The following is a 16,787-nucleotide window of genomic DNA, read 5'->3' as shown; positions in this document are numbered from 1 at the left end:
TTCATTTCAAAATGTTCGAGAATAAAGTCGGGAAGAAATAAACTAAGTAAGGGAAGGTAGCTCTCTTGCATCGTGTGTAAAATGATAAGTCACAAAGCTAGAAATTTAACCCCTGCTCCACAAGTTTATGACTTGATCCGTAACTTTGTTGTTTGAGAAAATAAAACACCAAATTAAATTTCACGTTTACACCATGGCAATCAGCTTGAAAATATAACTGTATATCGCTTTGGCTCGGGCGCTCATTCCGTACTTGTTGAAGTTAAAGTCAGTCGCTCTGATTTTTATGCGATAAAAAGAAGCCATTCAGAATAAATCCTGAGCAGGGTATGGGTACTGAGCGATATTATTGCTGCCCGGCCGGTTTAATAAAAAAAGGAACTACCAGAAGGGTGGGGGCTAATCTATGTTGATTTAAGAGGAAAAGCTAGGCTTGTACATAAGCCACTGGTTAAGTACAGCTTTGAAGCCCATGGCATAACACGTTAAGTAAACCGCGTTTACCTGCATAAAAAGAACATTGGGAACGTGGCCTGATGTCTTCCGCCCTCCTTAGGCTCCATATCAAGGGCCACATTGACAGTATTTAGGATAAGCAGTATGTTTATAATCATAAAGATTAATTATTGAGAATTAATTAATACTTTAGGTGTTAATCTAAATAACGCCTCAATGAATAAGAAAAAGCAATCAATGCCCGTAATATTCGGTTTTCTTGCTGCAATATCCTTCTTCAGCTTATTAATTGCAGTCTACCCTGCAATTATTCCACAATTAGATCTCTCATCCACTGAAACTTCTAACATTGGAAGTACAATCGGTGGTGTTGTTGGTCCGATCGTAGGCATATTCTCTGCGTATTTACTGTTCGAAGCTCTGACAGCTCAACGTGAAGCGAATGATTTTTTGCAGGTTGCCAACAATGACCAAAGAATGAAGGCAGATTTGGACATCGTTTTCGTACTTCTAAACCAGTTGGAAAAGGAATACGATTCATTTGATTCAAAACAAACAAAAGGGGCTGAAAAAATAATTTTAACAGGCTATGATGCGATTTCATCATTTTGCTACACATTCAAAGAGCATTCTACGGAAGAAGGTATGTACAAGGTGTTCAAGGACTCAGTAAATGGGATGAGAATGATGTATTTACTTCGTTCATTCACGTTGATCAGGGATCAAATTGAAAGCTCGTCGCTAAATGGTATCTCTAAGGCGTTGGTTGAAAAGAAACTTGATTATTATTATAGGGCAAAGTTTAAATATCCAATATTGTTTTTAACTCGCGGCTTCCATGAAGTAGAAGACACATTTATCGAGGAAATTCGCACATTTCAGGCCCTTAATGACGTGATTGAGTAGTGTTGACAGGATAAGCATTATTAATTGACTCTTTTTTATTTTCCCAAAATGAAAAAACAAAAACCTTCTCAACCGGACAAATTATACATGTTTACTATGCTGAAGTTTGAAGTAAAAGAAGTGAACCCTTCTGGCCTTTGCATTTGGTGCGGACTTGCAAATCCAAAGAATATCGCGCATATACTATCTAAAAAGATTATTAAAACAAATAAAGTCGATAACCATCTTAAAAAGAGTGTATGCTCTTCATGTAATTCTTTTTTTGGAAATGAGGTTGAAGATTGGTTTTATAAGTATTCTCCTATTGTGACTTGGGCACAACAGCTAAATCAAAATACAGGCCCTCAGTTAAAAAGTTTAAAGAACGTTCCAAACTTCCTTTGGTACGATAAAATTGGTGAATGGATAGTTGTCAATCACGACATGGTTGTAGATTTGTTAGGTACTCAACTAATTCTACCCACAGATGGAAAGCTAATGTTTTGTCACCATGATAAAACTAACAATATGACTTCAGAGGATATTGAGTCTGTTTACAGAATCTTCTACCGGGCCGCAACCACTAAAAGTTATACAACTTACATTACTGACAGGTTACCCAGAAAATTCAATCCCAGATTTTTTCTTCACAAAGGCAATGTAATTTTTATAGGTAGGAATCATCAAGAACAAGAAAAACTTTGTCAAAAAATAATCAATGAAGGTAATGGTTTTGTAAGAAAATCTAGAAATATAGGTGGATCGCCTAAAAACTTCCAACTCACAGCTGTGCACATCAATTACCGATGGTCAGTTAAAAGGTATCATAAATTATGTGCAAAAATAGGATTCGAGTTTTTGAGTATTATAGAAACTCCAGATTTTTGTTTCGATTCAGTATTTGATTCATTTAAAAAAGACATTTTTAATGATAAGAAATACGATGATCAAATCATATCCTATGACAATCAACATGGATATCGTATAAGAAGATTTACTCTTGCTGGTTGGATTCAGTATGTGGAATTGGATGTTAATCAAAAAGGATTTCCTGTGATATCTACTGATAGTATAAATCGACACAAAATATTTATTTATGAAGTCAATGGTTACATACTAATGGTCATCCAGCTATTCAACATGGAACCATGTCAGTTGGTGATTGCTAAAAATAAGAAGTTACCGCAACTCTATTACATAGAGTATGATTTTGCGACAGATAAACTGGAGTATTTTTACTCAAATAAATACCTGCCAATTCTACCTCCAGAGGATTTTAGCAATGTAGTAGAAATGGTTAAAAATAGCGATGAACCTGTTAGAACAGGATTCTTTCGTGACTTTGTCGATCAGTGTATCTTTGTGTCGGATAAAGAATAAGCTGATGTTGTAAGAACTTTTCAAAGTTCTAAGCATTACATTTTGATAATGTCAGGTAATGTTTTTTCTCTGGGAAAGCCGGATGTGTAAATGACAGAAGTAAAGCAGATGATGATTGATGTGAGGGTGTTGAAAGTACTTGCTGTTACGCATCCTGACCTTATCCAAGACTAACCAAAAATACCAGCCCGATATAAGTAAGTTCTAAAATTTTAATAGACCTACTATAAAACCGCACATTGCGGTTTTTCTGTTTCTGGTAGAGCATGAATGTACCATGCCTTTACGGTGATATTATTCGGAGTGAATATGTTATTTTAGGTCGATCAAACAGCGATTCCCATCACTATAAGTTTTTGTTGGAACATCAACGAATAACTTTGTAACCCTCCCTTTTTTCGATAAGGCCAAAGTTTTTTAATTTTTGTGTTTCTTCAAGCAATGGTTTGCGGCCATCCTATCGGAATACATGAAAAAATTCCTAGAAGCACAAGCAGATCAAAACGCAGCTCAAAATAAAAAGTGAAAACATAATTGTCCCTAGCGTCAGGACGATATAATGTAAAGTATTTTTCTTCATTTCATTAATTATGTTTTTCGTTTTCTACCAATTTGGCATTTCTTAAGAAGTCGAAGTGGTCTTTATGCGCAATTAAGCTTAATAAGTAAACAATAAAAGCAAATACAACTCCTGCTGTAAATGTCTCTTTATCAATAGCTCGTCCATAGAAGTAAGCTGTAAACCCATCGGCCATTGAAAACAAAACTGTCATTATGTATCGGAAAAGTCGCCATTCAGAGAAAGCGTAAATAAAACCAAACATACTTGCACCGAAAGTAATTATTGAGTAAACTCAATGGAATTCGAATGTCTGCAGTAACAGTAAACTCAAAAGTCCAGCCGTTAAAAAGTCTCAAAATAGAGAATTTCATTATGTCGTTTAATTATTATGTAGCGTTTTGCCATCCATTATTCTTGTTACTGTTAGATTCATCTCTATCCATCTAGAAATAGTTTGTTTTTGACTAAATATCGCATATATGCGTCTATTCAAAATAAAAGTATCCTGCAATTGGATACGTGATAAAAATAATAATTACGAAGCTATTAAGTCCTTCAAGTTTTTCAGCGTTCTTTTATATAAGAAATTCGATATTAAGCAGCGCAGTTGTAAATACTGTGTAAACCATGAAGTATCAATGGCAATATATAGTATAGTATAATTTACTAAATTAGATTTTTAACAAAATCCCCCCTTGCTATATAACTTGCTTTATAAAAATCATCCCATCAAAATAATTGATAACAATATGGTAACTCCTTTCGAATTTGAACAAGTCTATGATGCTCCAATAGAAAAGGTGTGGCAGGCACTTACTGATGAAAATAAAATGAGAGCCTGGTATTTTCCTCAGTTAATTAAATTCAAGCCAGTTGTTGGTTTTGAGTTTGTGTTTTCTAACGATGGATCGACTTATCAAAAAGAATGGCGCGTTACCAAAATTGAAGAAGGTCACTTGTTAGCACATAGTTGGATTTATAAAGGCTACCCGGGGAGTTCAGAAGTTACTTTTGGCTTATTTGAAGAAGGTGAGAAAACCAAGTTAAAACTCACACATACCGGACTTTCAAGTTTTCCTGCTGACCCACATTTTGCTAGAAAAAGATTTGAAGACGGATGGAAACAGATCCTTGGCAGTAACCTTAAAGACCATCTCAAGTAATTTAAACCTCCATACATGCTTTTTTGAAGATCATATGTCATCACATAGGCTGTGAACTATGATCTTGAATAAAGATTTAAACAAGTGTATTCTCCAAACGTTATACATAGCTCTCATGTCAAGATCACCCTCATTTTTGTTATGAAAACCCTCGAATAGGTTAAGCCTGTTTTTGATATTCAGCCCACCTTTGAAATAACAAAAACATAAGTAATTTAGTTATGAAAAAGGTATTAATAACAGGTGCCAATAAAGGCATAGGATTTGAAACGGCTCGCCAATTATTGAAAAATGGATATTACGTTTTTATCGGCAGCCGTAACCGTGAAAATGGAGAAGCTGCGGTTGAGCAGTTAAAGTCCGAAGGCCTGGTCAATGCAGAAGCTGTACATTTGGATGTTACAGATCCAGATTCGGTACAGGCAGCTCGCACAACAATAGGTAATAAAACGGAAACACTTGACATATTGATCAACAATGCCGGTATTAATGGCGGTTTTCCGCAAGCTGCCTTAGCGTCCAGTATTGAACAATATAAAAAAGTCTTTGATACTAATTTATACGGTGTAGTTAGAGTTACACAGGCATTTATAGATCTGCTTCGTCAATCAATAGAGCCCAGGATTGTAAATGTATCCTCAAGTGGAAGTTCGCTGACCTTACACAGTGACCCTTCATGGAAATACTATAGCCATAAGGCTGCGCTTTATCCTTCATCAAAAGCGGCATTAAACATGTATACCATAAATCTCGCTTACGAACTTAGAGATACACCATTTAAAGTGAATGCTGTTTGCCCTGGATTTATTGCGACGGATTTTAACAGTCACCGTGGAACTGGTACTGTGCAGGAGGGGGGTGCGCGTATTGCTAAATATGCGATGATTAATAACGACGGTCCGACTGGTCATTTTATTGCCGAAGAGTACAATCCTGTAACAGGAGAAACACCATGGTAGCATTCAGCACAACTTATTGTAAATTTGTATCATGAAAAAGGAAGAGATGTTGCCTTATAAGTTTGAATCATTAACGGACTTTCACCAGATGTTTGGACTTCCAAAGCCCGTTCATCCTTTAGTGAGTCTAATTGATATCAATGATATGAAGTACAATCCAGCTGATTTACCCAGTTCAATTGTACTCAACTTTTTCAAAATATCCTTTAAAACAAGCCTCTGTGGGAGAGCTAAATATGGACAACATTATTATGATTTTGGCGAAGGTGGTTTAGTTTTTACCTCGCCGAACCAGGTTTTTGAAAGCCCTAATGGTAGTAGTCATTCCGGCTATATATTGCTCGTCCATTCAGATTTTCTCTTTTCTTACCCTTTAACGAAAACAATCCGGCAATATGGTTTTTTCTCTTATGCTGCCAATGAAGCGCTCCATTTGTCAGATAAGGAAAGGGAGGTGATTATCGCTTTATTGAAGGTGATCGATGATGAATTGAAAAGTAGGATAGACGATTTTAGTCAGGATGTCATCGTATCGCAGATAGATTTATTACTCACCTATAGCAACCGCTTTTACAAACGTCAGTTTATTACGCGCAAGGCTGTTAACAACGACTTGCTACAAAAGGTAGAAGATATTCTGAACAGTTATTTTGATAAGGAGACTTCACTTAAATATGGTATTCCCACGGTTCAATACCTGGCCGATCAAACGAATTTATCACCAAGTTATTTAAGCGATATGCTGCGTTCCTTAACCGGTCAGAATGCACAACATTTGATACACCATAAGCTTGTTGAAAAAGCTAAAGAAATATTATCAACATCAAATTTGTCTGTTTCTCAGATAGCTTATCAATTAGGGTTTGAGTATCCGCAATCTTTCAGTCGCTTGTTTAAAATAAAAACAAAGACTACACCATTGGCATTCAGGCAATCGTTTAATTAAGAAAATAGGTGGGTCAATTCCTTTATAAGGTTTAAATTTTTATCATGGTAAGGGATTTACTTCATGTAAATTCCATACATCCAGCATCGTATATTCCCAGTTAAAAGAAAGAGGTTGTATCATAAATTATACTTAGAATTCGCTGAAAGAATGTAATCTCGAACGTTCTCTTTCGAGAATCAAAAGCAATTAAAAACGGCAATTTTCGAGTTGAAAACTGCCGTTTTTTAATTAAGTGAAGACTGCTTTAAAAGTTATTTGGCAACTTAATACCAAAAACTATTTATGATACAGGCTCTTTTTTTTTTATTAACTGCCTGGTATAACAACCTAATTTTAATCCAGCTTATTCGTTTTGCTTCTCAGCAATTGATCTGCCAATACCAATGCAGCCATTGCTTCCACAATAACTACAGCTCGTGGTACCACACATGGATCATGTCTGCCTTTACCTTTAATTTCTGCGGCTTCACCAGCTGCATTAACCGTTTGCTGGTTATGCATTATGGTAGCTACAGGTTTAAAAGCAACAGTAAAGTTAATTTCCATTCCGTTAGAAATGCCACCTTGAATACCTCCTGAGTAATTTGTTAAGGTTTTTGGTGCAGCTGCTGTAGGCAAAAAGATGTCGTTATGTTCAGATCCTTTCATTTCACTACCCGTAAAGCCAGAGCCATATTCAAAACCATGCACAGCATTAATGCTCAGCATCGCTTTGCCTAAATCTGCATGGAGTTTATCAAAAACAGGCTCGCCTAAACCAGCAGGGCAATTCTGAATCATACAGCTGATCTTCCCACCAATGGTGTCACCATCTTTCCTGATTTCATCAATGCACTCAATCATCTGTTTTGCTGTGGCAGGATCTGCACACCTTACGATGTTGTCTTCTCTTAAGGCCAAAAGTTCGCCTATGCTCAGGTCTTCAAGATTTGGCGCATTAATTTTTCCCACTGCCGAAACATGGGCAAATATTTCTATGCCATGTGCTTTCAGCAATAGTTTAGCTATTGCACCTGCGGCAACCCTGGCAGCTGTTTCACGTGCAGATGATCGGCCACCACCACGGTGATCCCTGATGCCATATTTGGCATCATAAGTATAATCAGCATGCGATGGGCGGTAAACATCTTTATTGTGCTCATAATCTTTTGAACGGTGGTCCTCGTTCGGGATCAATAAGGAAATTGGCGTACCGGTGCTTTTTCCTTCAAAGATTCCCGAAAGCACTTGTACAGTATCGCTTTCTTTTCTTTGTGTGGTAATGCGCGACTGACCAGGTTTTCTTTTCGCTAATTCTGATTGAATATATTCAAGGTCTATCGGTAATTGCGATGGACAACCATCGATGATCACCCCAATGGCAGGACCATGGGATTCTCCGAAAGTGGTAATTTTAAACAATTGCCCAAATGTATTTCCAGCCATATTTTTATGTTAAAGTATAGGTATTATACAAGTTAAATTTCTTTTACTACAAAACCTGCCTTTTGTAAATCATTCCAGAAGTCTGGATATGATTTTTCTACAACGTGCAGGTCTTCAATTTCAACCTCCGGAATCAACAGACTGAGGGGCGCAAAGGCCATCGCCATTCTGTGGTCATCATAAGTGTTGATCAATACCTTGTCGGGGAAATTAAGGTTGTCACAGTTCAAAGTGTAAACTTCCTGCGCTTCACTTAACGTTACACCTATTTTAGCCAATTCATTTTGCAGCGCTAAAACACGGTTGGTTTCTTTAATTTTCAAAGTCTCCAAACCTGTAAAAGCGAGGTTTAAACCTTTCGCTGCAGCAGCTACAATAATAGTTTGTGCTAAATCAGGACAATCTTTTAAATTTAAAACCTCCTGTTGTATATTGTTTGCAGCGCTAGGATTTAATTGTATGCCATTTATAGTGCGGTCAGTTTGAACGCCCAATTGTTGCATAATTTCTTGAATCCTGCTGTCGCCCTGTAAGCTTTTTTCTTTAAGGTTAGTCAGGCTAATGCTCGCTTTTTCAGCTAAACAAACAATGCTGTACCAGTAAGAGGCAGCGCTCCAGTCTGGTTCTACAATAAGTTTGCTTTCAACAGCCGCTTGTGGTGCAATAGAGATGATGTTCTCCAGCCATTTGTATTTAATGCCTGTTTCTTCCAGCATCGTTAAAGTCATCTCAACATAGGGTCTTGAGGTAAGGGGGCCCTCAATTTCCAGGGATAAACCGTAGGGTAGACTTGGTGCAATGATGAGTAAGGCAGAAAGATACTGACTGCTTACATTGCCCTTTATTTTAACTTGTTTACTCGCCTGTGTTAATCCACCTTTAATCATCAGCGGGGGGTAACCATCAGCAGCCTGGTAATCAATCTCAGCTCCAATACTTTTTAAAGCATCCACCAATAACTTAATAGGACGCTCTTTCATCCTTTTAGAACCTGTTAGTAAAAACAAACCCTTTATTGTGCTCAGGTAGGCAGTTAAAAAACGCATAGCCGTGCCTGCATGACCAACATCGATTTGCTGAACATTATCAGCTCTGTTTGCTAACTGTTTTAAGATTTTATTTAAGACAACCGTATCATCAGCATCTGATAAATTCTCAACTTTAACTAGTCCATTGCTCAGTGCGGCAATAATTAATGCCCTGTTACTTTCACTTTTTGACCCGGTAAGGTTGATTTCAGCATTGATCTCATTTTGCTTGGGGAAAGATACAATTGCGTTTGTTTTCATTTAGTATTTTGGGGTTTTAACGGTAAGAAAGCCATTATATCAAATATGCATTGCTTCTTAGCGCATTTGCTCATCATGAATTCGTTCGTGTGTATTATTTTATTAGGGATGAAAATCATGTGGTTCAATGATTTTCATCCCTGTTAAATTTGAAGCTCGATTAATGAGCCGCAGCGGATGCAGCATCTTCAGTCTGGTCTGCAAGATTCATGATCTCAGTTTGTTTTCTGATTGATTCTGTATGGATCAATTCTAAGAACTTCTCTGTAAAAGCTGGCTCCAATTTCATGGCTTTAGCAAATGCAGATCTTTTGTTGATGATCTCTTCCCAACGGTTAACCTGTAAAATAGTAACGTTGTTATCTCTTTTATATTCACCGATTTTCTCAATGATAGCCATACGCTCACCCAATTTCTGGATCATCAAGTCATCGATCTTGTCAATTTGTTTCCTCAACTCCGCTAATTTATCTACAAAGTCTTCATTTTTAGACTCTGGTTTACGCAAGCTAAATCTGTCTACTAATTCAGATAAAGCAGCTGGCGTAACTTGTTGTTTAGCATCAGTCCAGGCTACTGAAGGATCGATATGCGATTCGATCATCAATCCCTGCATGTCTAAGTCTAATGCTTTTTGAGAAATGTATGGTATCAATTCACGGTTACCACAAATGTGACTTGGGTCATTAATGATAGGTAATTCAGGACAAAGAGTTTTCAATTGTATAGCAAGTTCCCACATTGGTTCATTTCTGAATGAGCTTTTCTCGTATGAGGAGAAACCTCTGTGGATAGCACCTAATTTTGTGATACCTGCATTGTTAATTCTTTCTAAGGCACCAACCCATAGTGATAAATCTGGGTTAACAGGATTTTTAACCAATACCGGGATGTCAACACCTCTTAAAGCATCAGCAATTTCCTGTACTGTAAAAGGGTTCGCGGTGGATCTTGCACCTATCCAAAGGATATCTACACCTGCTGCTAAAGCTTCTTCCACATGTTTTGCTGTTGCTACTTCAACTGCTGTAGGTAAGCCTGTTTCTTGTTTTGCTTTATTAAGCCATTCTAATCCAATACTTCCAATGCCTTCAAATTCTCCTGGGCGAGTGCGTGGCTTCCAGATTCCTGCTCTTAAAACAGATACTTTTCCTGTTGCCGCAAGTAAGTGTGCAGTGGCTAATAATTGCTCTTCAGTTTCTGCACTACAAGGACCAGAGATGATTAAAGGTTCGTTCTTTAGGTTTATCCAGCTGCTCAATGGCTGAATGTTTAAATTTAATTTCATTGTGTAGGGGGGGATTTATGGTTAATATTTTATTTTTATACTTTGTCGTTTTTAACGTACTCGCCCATGATATTGAAGTTGACGGTGTACTTTAAAGTCTTGCGAACCACGGTGTCGTAACTTTCGAGGTTCTTCCATTCTAGGTCTACGTAGAAATAATATTCATTTCTCTTTCCAAGAACTGGCATAGATTGTATTTTGGTAAGGTTAACGTTGTTTTCTGCAAAGATGTTCAACACTTTAGCTAGGGCACCAACGTGATTGCTGACCTGGAAACAGATGGAAGCTTTGTTAACATGCACTTCCTCGGTTTTGTCTTTTTTAAGAATCAGAAACCTGGTGAAGTTTTTTTTGTTAGATTCAATTCTGCGCTCAATGATGTTTAAGCCATATAATTCTGCCGCTAGTAAATTAGCTATAGCAACGGTGTCTGTCAATTGTTCATCACTGATCTTTTTTGCACAGGCTGCAGTATCTACACTTTCAACTACTTTAAGGTGAGGGTATTGGTCAAAAAAATCAATACACTGACGGATAGCAATAGGGTGGGAGGTAACGAATTTGATGTCTTCAAATTTTACACCCGGCAAAGCCATCAGGTGTAATTGAATAGGCAGGTACACTTCACCGGCAATAGCGAAATTATAATCGCGGATTAAAGTGTAGTTGGGAAGCAGGCTGCCGGCTATAGAGTTTTCAATGGCCATGACAACAAAGTCTGCACCATTCTTTTCTAAAACTTCACATGTTTCTTTAAAGGAGTTACATTCTATAGTTTCGATGTCTTTACCAAAAAATTTAAATGCAGCCTCCTCGTGGAACGATGCCTTAATACCTTGTATTGCTACCCTTGTTGCTTTTTCCATTTTTAATTTTAAACAAAAAAAGTCCCGGTGTTAGCCGGGACTTTTAATATACTTTACGTTTTATTTTAAATGCATATTAGTCCCGGCTCTCACTAAAATAGTAAAAGTAACCAAACCAATATGTAGTAATATTTCTCATTCTTTTATTGTTGCTGCAGCCGAAACTACGAATTTTTTTTAGTTGTTGGGTCAAATGTACAAACAAAATTTTATTTGTCCGTATTTAATTTAAAAAAATTATTTACCGAATACAGATGGACTTATGTAGTCAGGCAAAATATAAAGCTCTTTTGTTATTTATTATAGCTTTCGTTATAATAATTAAGGCTTTCCAGGATGTCCTTTTCAGTCACTTTGCAGTTGTATTCGCAATGGCCAATACGTTCTAACAATGAAAAAAGGATTTGTCCGTGTTCATTCTTTTTATCACTCTGCATTAATTTCAACAAAGCATCAAAGCTTGCTGGTTCAATGGTATAAGCAGGGTATAAGCTGCAGAAATAAGCTGTGATGTCTGCTAATTCTTCAGTGCTCAGGTTACAGTAGCGATGAGAAAGAAAAGCTTCACAAACCATTCCTATGGCAATAGCCTCACCATGGGTCAGTGTTTTTGAACGGCTGTTTAAGGCATAACTCTCTACAGCATGACCAATGGTATGTCCGAAGTTTAAAATCTTACGTATATTTTGTTCCTGTGGATCTTCAGTAACGACCTGATTTTTGATTTCTACAGAACGGAAAACCGCTGCAGGATCAAGATTGCGGTAATCGCTGGTTTTTAAAGATTGGTAATAAGCAGCATCTGCAATTAAGCCATGTTTAATCATTTCAGCAAAGCCCGACAGCAATTCTCTTTCTGGCAGGGTCTTGAGAAATTCACTTTCAATAAATACAGCTTTAGGTAAGGTAAAGGTGCCTACCATGTTTTTGATATTGTCAATGTCGATCCCTGTTTTGCCGCCTACGGAGGCATCCACTTGAGAAAGCAGCGTAGTAGGAATATTGATAAAGTCGATGCCACGTTTATAAGTAGAGGCAACAAAACCACCCATATCGGTAATAACGCCACCACCTAAATTAATCATCAGGCATTTTCTGTCGGCTTCGAAATCCAGCAAAGTTTTCCAGATACCGATACAGAAATCGATGTTTTTATTCTCTTCTCCAGGGTCAGTTTCAATCAGGTCGAACTCACTAAAATCAGCTAATAAAGACCTGAAAACAGGCAAGCAAATTTCTGAGGTATTGCCATCCGTGAAAACAAATACTTTACTGTATTTACCTTGCTCAATAATTTCCATTAAAGGCGCAAGGCTGGTTTCAAAATAAATGGTCGTGCCGGCACTTTCTAAATTTGCCATTAAATCACCTTTATTGAGTTGCCCATAAAGTCAATTACATCTCCAACGCGAACTTTCAACCGTTTGCGATGATCTACTTTACCATTGTACTTCACCAAACCATCTTCTACAACGGTTTGTGCTTCGCCGCCACTTTGTACAAGTGCAGTAGCTTTTAAGAGTTGGATTAAGGGGATAAATTCGCCTTCTAGTTTAAATTCTATCATTGTGGAGCAAATTTACAATTTTAAAATAAAAACCGACTCTTTTTACAAAGGTATAACTATGGAATTTCTATTTTTGCAGCTACAACACACACAAATATCTACAAATGGAAATTTCCCCCAGAAAAAGATTGAATTTTGAAAACACGGAAATAGCGTTTCAAAATAAATCAAATGCTGACCTTAATAGTGCCTATTATCTCTATAAAGTAATCAACAGTAATTTTCTTGTTAAAATAGGCCCACCGGTTACCAACTTTTTTATGAATATCGGTTTGCCCTTAAAATCAGTCATCAAAGCGACCATCTTTAAACAGTTTTGTGGTGGCGAAACCATCGCAGAATGTGAGCATACCATTAAAACTTTAGCTGCAGGTAAAGTAGGTACCATCCTTGATTATTCTGTTGAGGGAGAAGAAGAGGAGCACGTTTTTGATTTTACCTGTGCAGAAATTATCCGTACAATAGATAGAGCAGAAGGCGATCCTCGTGTTCCAATTACGGTATTTAAAATTACAGGTATTGGCCGTTTTGCTTTGCTTGAAAAGTTAGATGCCAAACAGGAGCTGACAGAAAAGGAAACAGCCGAATTTGAAAAAGTGAAACGTCGTTGTGAGCGAATTTGTCGCACAGCTTATGAAAAAAACGTGCCTATCATGATCGATGCCGAAGAAAGCTGGATTCAGGAAACCATTGATGAGCTTGCCCTTGACATGATGCGTTTGTTTAACCGCGAAAAACTGCTGGTTTATAATACTTACCAAATGTATCGCCATGATAAACTGGCAGATATGAAAGCAGACCATTTAATTGCCAAAGAGTTGGGTTTTATCCTGGGCGTTAAAATGGTAAGAGGTGCTTACATGGAAAAAGAAAGAAAAAGAGCTGCAGAAATGGGTTATCCATCACCAATACAACCTGATAAACTTTCTTCAGATAAGGACTACAATGCTTCGCTGCAATATTGCGTAGAGAATATCAATGAAATTGGTTTTGTGGCTGGTACGCACAATGAACAAAGCTGTGAACTTTTAGCCAAATTGCTTGATCAATATGGAATTTCACACAGCCACCCACATGTGTATTTTGCACAGTTATTAGGGATGAGTGATAATTTAAGTTTTAACCTTTCTGATGCCAATTATAATGTGGCCAAATATGTACCTTATGGCCCTGTTAAAGCTGTTTTGCCATATTTGTTCAGAAGAGCACAGGAAAATACTTCTATTGCAGGCCAGACCAGCAGAGAGCTGAAGCTGATTGAGAAAGAAAAGGCGCGTAGAAAAGCATAAATCTTTTTACTGCCTATCATAAAAAAGGGTCGATGGGAAATTTCACATCGACCCTTTTTAGCATATAACAAAATTTATTAATGTGGTGTTGCCATGGCTTGTTCTACATCAACATTCAATCCTTTAGCTACAGCCATCCCCAATTGGATATCAGCTCTAAAGAAGTGACATAATTGTAAATTAACAATTTTATCTCTTTTAGGACCATTAATACCACTCATTGCACCTACAATATTATTTACTAAATTGATGCGGTCTTGAGGACTTAAAGCTTTTCTGTAAAGATCACCTGCTTGTGTATAATGATCATTGTCACCAGGGCCTTCATTTCTGTTGTACCAATCAGCAACATTAGAATCTAGTTCTTGTGCAGGTTCTTTATAACTCATGTCTGGAGCAATATCTCCATAACTATTAGGGTAGTAGTTTGGATGATCCTCACCATTGCCGTCTACACGCATTTGCCCATCACGGTGAAAGTTATTGACCATAAAAGGACAAGTATTTACCGGGATTTGTTGGAAATTTACGCCCAAACGATGTCTTTGTGCATCAGCATAAGAAAGAATACGTCCTTGAAGCATTCTGTCTGGCGAAAAGCCTACACCATCAATTAAGTTTGAAGGTGCAAAAGCAGCTTGTTCAACATGAGCAAAGTAATTTCTTGGTAATTCGTTCAGTTCTAGTTCACCTACTTCAATTAAAGGGAATTCCGCATGAGGCCAAACTTTGGTTAAATCAAATGGATTCCACCTGAAGGTTTTAGCTTCTGCTTCGGTCATTACCTGGATTTTTAAAGTCCATTTAGGGAAATCACCACTATCAATAGCATCTACTAAATCTCTTTGTGCGTGGTCCATGTCTGTGGTACGCATTTGATCAGCTTCTGGGGCTGTGAAGTTTTTGATGCCCTGTTGTGTTTTAAAGTGGAATTTAACCCATACTCTTTGGTTATCTTTATCAATGAAAGAGTAAGTATGACTACCAAAACCATCCATATGACGGTAAGAAAAAGGGGTACCTCTGTCTGACATTAAGATCATCACCTGGTGTAAACTTTCCGGATTTAATGACCAGAAGTCCCACATCATATTTGCACTTTTCAGGTTTGTTCGTGGGTCACGTTTTTGAGTATGGATAAAGTCGCTGAATTTCTTTGGGTCTTTCACAAAGAAAACCGGCGTATTATTACCTACGATGTCCCAGTTTCCGTCTTCGGTGTAAAATTTAACCGCAAATCCGCGGGGATCTCTTTCTGTATCCGCACTTCCTTTTTCACCACCTACGGTAGAGAAACGTAGAAATACTTTACAGGTATTGCCAATGGCAGAAAATATTTTAGCTTTAGTATAGGCTGTGATATCATGGGTTACTTTAAAAGTACCATAAGCTCCAGTACCCTTTGCATGGACCACACGTTCAGGGATACGTTCCCTGTTGAAATGTGCCATTTTTTCGTGTAAAATGAAATCCTGCAAAAGTAAAGGACCTCTGCTGCCCACAGATTGGGTGTTTTCATGTTCAGCATAAGGTCTGCCTGAGGCGGTAGTTAATTTTCTATTAAGGTTGTTATTCTCTTCCATGATCAAAATTTCTTTTGATAAATGTAGAGAATAACTGAAGTGCAAACAAATGGTTAATTTCTATACTTATATAGAGAAATTCTATGAGGAATGATCATTTGAGTTAAAAGGTTGTTTACCAGAGAGTAAATCCCAGAAAAGAATGAAATCACTAGCCAGGCTAAACAGGGGATATTTAAATGTTGCTGGTTTATTTTTCTCAAAGAAATAATGACCCACCCAGGCGAAGCCATAACCCACGAAAGGGATGGCAATGAGAAACTGGAAATTATGAAAAAGCATTGCCGTAATAAACAGCAACACCACTAAGCCAGTGCCTATAAAATGTAAAATGCGACTGGTAAGGTTACGGTGTTCCGATAAGTAAAAGGGATAAAATTCTTTTAGGGTTTTGAATTTTTGTTCAGTCATGCTTATATAATATGGTGCTGTTGTAAAAAGCCCTCAAGATCTTTAGGATTTTTATCCATCAAAAGAGTATTCAATCCTGCTAGTTTTGCGCCTTCCAAATGTTGTGGACTATCGTCTATAAAAAGGGTTTCCTTAGCATTAAGGTTGTTTTCTTTCAATACTTGCTCAAAAATCTCAATATGTGGTTTTCTAAGAAACATGTGCTGGGAGAAATAAGCTTTCTCAAACAGGTGATCTATACTTTCCATTTGGTACTCTTTTTTCAAATAGTCCATGATATAGATATAATGGATTTCATTGCTGTTGCTCAATAAAAAGGTACGGTATTTATCTTTTACTTTCAAGAGTAAATTGTGAACATTTGCAGGTACGCCAATCAATAAGCTATTCCAGGCAGCATCAATTTCTTCATCACTTAAGGCTTCATTTTTTGCAGCTTCACGAATTCCAGCTCTAAATTGAGCAGGGCTGATGGTGGCTGTTTCAAAATCATTAAATAGGCTATGGTGACCTTTATGGGCGAAAAATTCATCTACGTTGGTGATGCCTAGTTTTTGAAAAGCCTGTTGTGCTTTCAAAAAATCGATCTCAAAGATGACGTTACCGTAGTCGAATATGATGTTTTTGATGTTTTGCATGAAGATGGTTTTAAAAATTGGTGTAAATATGAAACATTAAGGCGGTAAAATCAAACAGTAAGGCTTTTGATAGGGCA

At 37.3% G+C, this 16,787-nt stretch carries 16 protein-coding genes; 6 read left to right on the top strand and 10 right to left on the bottom strand.

Annotated elements, in window-relative coordinates; genetic code table 11:
- The first annotated feature begins 672 nt into the window (after positions 1–672).
- Both ACR2F7_RS06950 and ACR2F7_RS06945 read left to right on the top strand, forming a co-directional pair.
- Complete coding sequence (locus ACR2F7_RS06950; RefSeq protein WP_432712858.1) at positions 673–1,362, top strand: hypothetical protein; 690 nt, start codon at positions 673–675, stop codon at positions 1,360–1,362.
- Positions 1,363–1,410: 48 nt separating this feature from the next.
- Positions 1,411–2,721: a hypothetical protein gene (locus ACR2F7_RS06945; RefSeq protein ID WP_432712857.1), complete on the top strand. Its 1,311-nt coding sequence runs from the start codon at positions 1,411–1,413 to the stop codon at positions 2,719–2,721.
- Positions 2,722–3,305: 584 nt separating this feature from the next.
- Here the strand turns inward: ACR2F7_RS06945 and ACR2F7_RS06940 are convergent.
- A complete protein-coding gene (locus ACR2F7_RS06940) occupies positions 3,306–3,494 on the bottom strand; it encodes a hypothetical protein (RefSeq protein ID WP_432712856.1) in 189 nt (62 codons plus the stop codon).
- 538 nt (positions 3,495–4,032) lie between these two features.
- Between ACR2F7_RS06940 and ACR2F7_RS06935 the strand changes: the two genes are divergently transcribed.
- The 3 genes from ACR2F7_RS06935 (at position 4,033) to ACR2F7_RS06925 (ending at position 6,351) form a co-directional block, all read left to right on the top strand.
- Complete coding sequence (locus tag ACR2F7_RS06935) at positions 4,033–4,446, top strand: SRPBCC family protein (protein WP_432712855.1); 414 nt, start codon at positions 4,033–4,035, stop codon at positions 4,444–4,446.
- A gap of 221 nt (positions 4,447–4,667) precedes the next feature.
- Positions 4,668–5,405 carry an SDR family oxidoreductase gene (locus tag ACR2F7_RS06930; RefSeq protein WP_432712854.1) on the top strand — a complete coding sequence of 246 codons (738 nt, stop codon included), beginning with the start codon at positions 4,668–4,670 and terminating at the stop codon, positions 5,403–5,405.
- A gap of 31 nt (positions 5,406–5,436) precedes the next feature.
- Positions 5,437–6,351: a helix-turn-helix domain-containing protein gene (locus tag ACR2F7_RS06925; RefSeq protein ID WP_432712853.1), complete on the top strand. Its 915-nt coding sequence runs from the start codon at positions 5,437–5,439 to the stop codon at positions 6,349–6,351.
- 336 nt (positions 6,352–6,687) lie between these two features.
- On the opposite strand, the gene aroC is transcribed toward ACR2F7_RS06925, so the two are convergent.
- The 6 genes from aroC to ACR2F7_RS06895 form a co-directional block, all read right to left on the bottom strand.
- Positions 6,688–7,779 carry a chorismate synthase gene (aroC, locus tag ACR2F7_RS06920; protein WP_432712852.1) on the bottom strand — a complete coding sequence of 364 codons (1,092 nt, stop codon included), beginning with the start codon at positions 7,777–7,779 and terminating at the stop codon, positions 6,688–6,690.
- 32 nt (positions 7,780–7,811) lie between these two features.
- Entirely contained in the window at positions 7,812–9,068 is a 1,257-nt protein-coding gene (gene aroA, locus ACR2F7_RS06915; protein WP_432712851.1) for a 3-phosphoshikimate 1-carboxyvinyltransferase, read from the bottom strand.
- A 160-nt stretch (positions 9,069–9,228) separates the two neighbouring features.
- Positions 9,229–10,356 carry a chorismate mutase gene (locus ACR2F7_RS06910; RefSeq protein WP_432712850.1) on the bottom strand — a complete coding sequence of 376 codons (1,128 nt, stop codon included), beginning with the start codon at positions 10,354–10,356 and terminating at the stop codon, positions 9,229–9,231.
- A gap of 35 nt (positions 10,357–10,391) precedes the next feature.
- Positions 10,392–11,222 (bottom strand): prephenate dehydratase, encoded by an 831-nt coding sequence (locus ACR2F7_RS06905; RefSeq protein WP_432712849.1) that lies wholly within the window; start codon positions 11,220–11,222, stop codon positions 10,392–10,394.
- A 293-nt stretch (positions 11,223–11,515) separates the two neighbouring features.
- Positions 11,516–12,583 (bottom strand): 3-dehydroquinate synthase, encoded by a 1,068-nt coding sequence (aroB, locus tag ACR2F7_RS06900; RefSeq protein ID WP_432712848.1) that lies wholly within the window; start codon positions 12,581–12,583, stop codon positions 11,516–11,518.
- The gene (locus ACR2F7_RS06895; RefSeq protein WP_432712847.1) at positions 12,583–12,789 is read right to left on the bottom strand and encodes an RNA-binding S4 domain-containing protein; all 207 of its coding nucleotides are present in this window, start codon (positions 12,787–12,789) and stop codon (positions 12,583–12,585) included. Before ACR2F7_RS06895 ends, aroB begins: the two co-directional genes overlap by 1 nt.
- Positions 12,790–12,893: 104 nt before the next feature.
- On the opposite strand from ACR2F7_RS06895, the gene ACR2F7_RS06890 reads away from it, so the two are divergent.
- Complete coding sequence (locus tag ACR2F7_RS06890) at positions 12,894–14,078, top strand: proline dehydrogenase family protein (protein ID WP_432712846.1); 1,185 nt, start codon at positions 12,894–12,896, stop codon at positions 14,076–14,078.
- Between the two features lie 77 nt (positions 14,079–14,155).
- On the opposite strand, the gene ACR2F7_RS06885 is transcribed toward ACR2F7_RS06890, so the two are convergent.
- From ACR2F7_RS06885 to ACR2F7_RS06875, 3 genes are all read right to left on the bottom strand, one after another.
- On the bottom strand, positions 14,156–15,661 hold the full coding sequence (locus tag ACR2F7_RS06885) for a catalase (RefSeq protein ID WP_432712845.1): 1,506 nt from the start codon (positions 15,659–15,661) through the stop codon (positions 14,156–14,158).
- 81 nt (positions 15,662–15,742) lie between these two features.
- On the bottom strand, positions 15,743–16,072 hold the full coding sequence (locus ACR2F7_RS06880; RefSeq protein WP_432712844.1) for an Mpo1-like protein: 330 nt from the start codon (positions 16,070–16,072) through the stop codon (positions 15,743–15,745).
- 2 nt (positions 16,073–16,074) lie between these two features.
- Entirely contained in the window at positions 16,075–16,710 is a 636-nt protein-coding gene (locus ACR2F7_RS06875) for an HAD family hydrolase (protein ID WP_432712843.1), read from the bottom strand.
- Between the last annotated feature and the right edge of the window lie 77 nt (positions 16,711–16,787).

The sequence above is a fragment of the Pedobacter sp. genome, from assembly GCF_045628745.1.
In the GTDB taxonomy this organism is placed as follows: Bacteria; Bacteroidota; Bacteroidia; order Sphingobacteriales; family Sphingobacteriaceae; genus Pedobacter.
The sequence above is the reverse complement of the archived record's forward strand: the minus strand, read 5'-3'. Positions and strand labels throughout refer to the sequence as shown.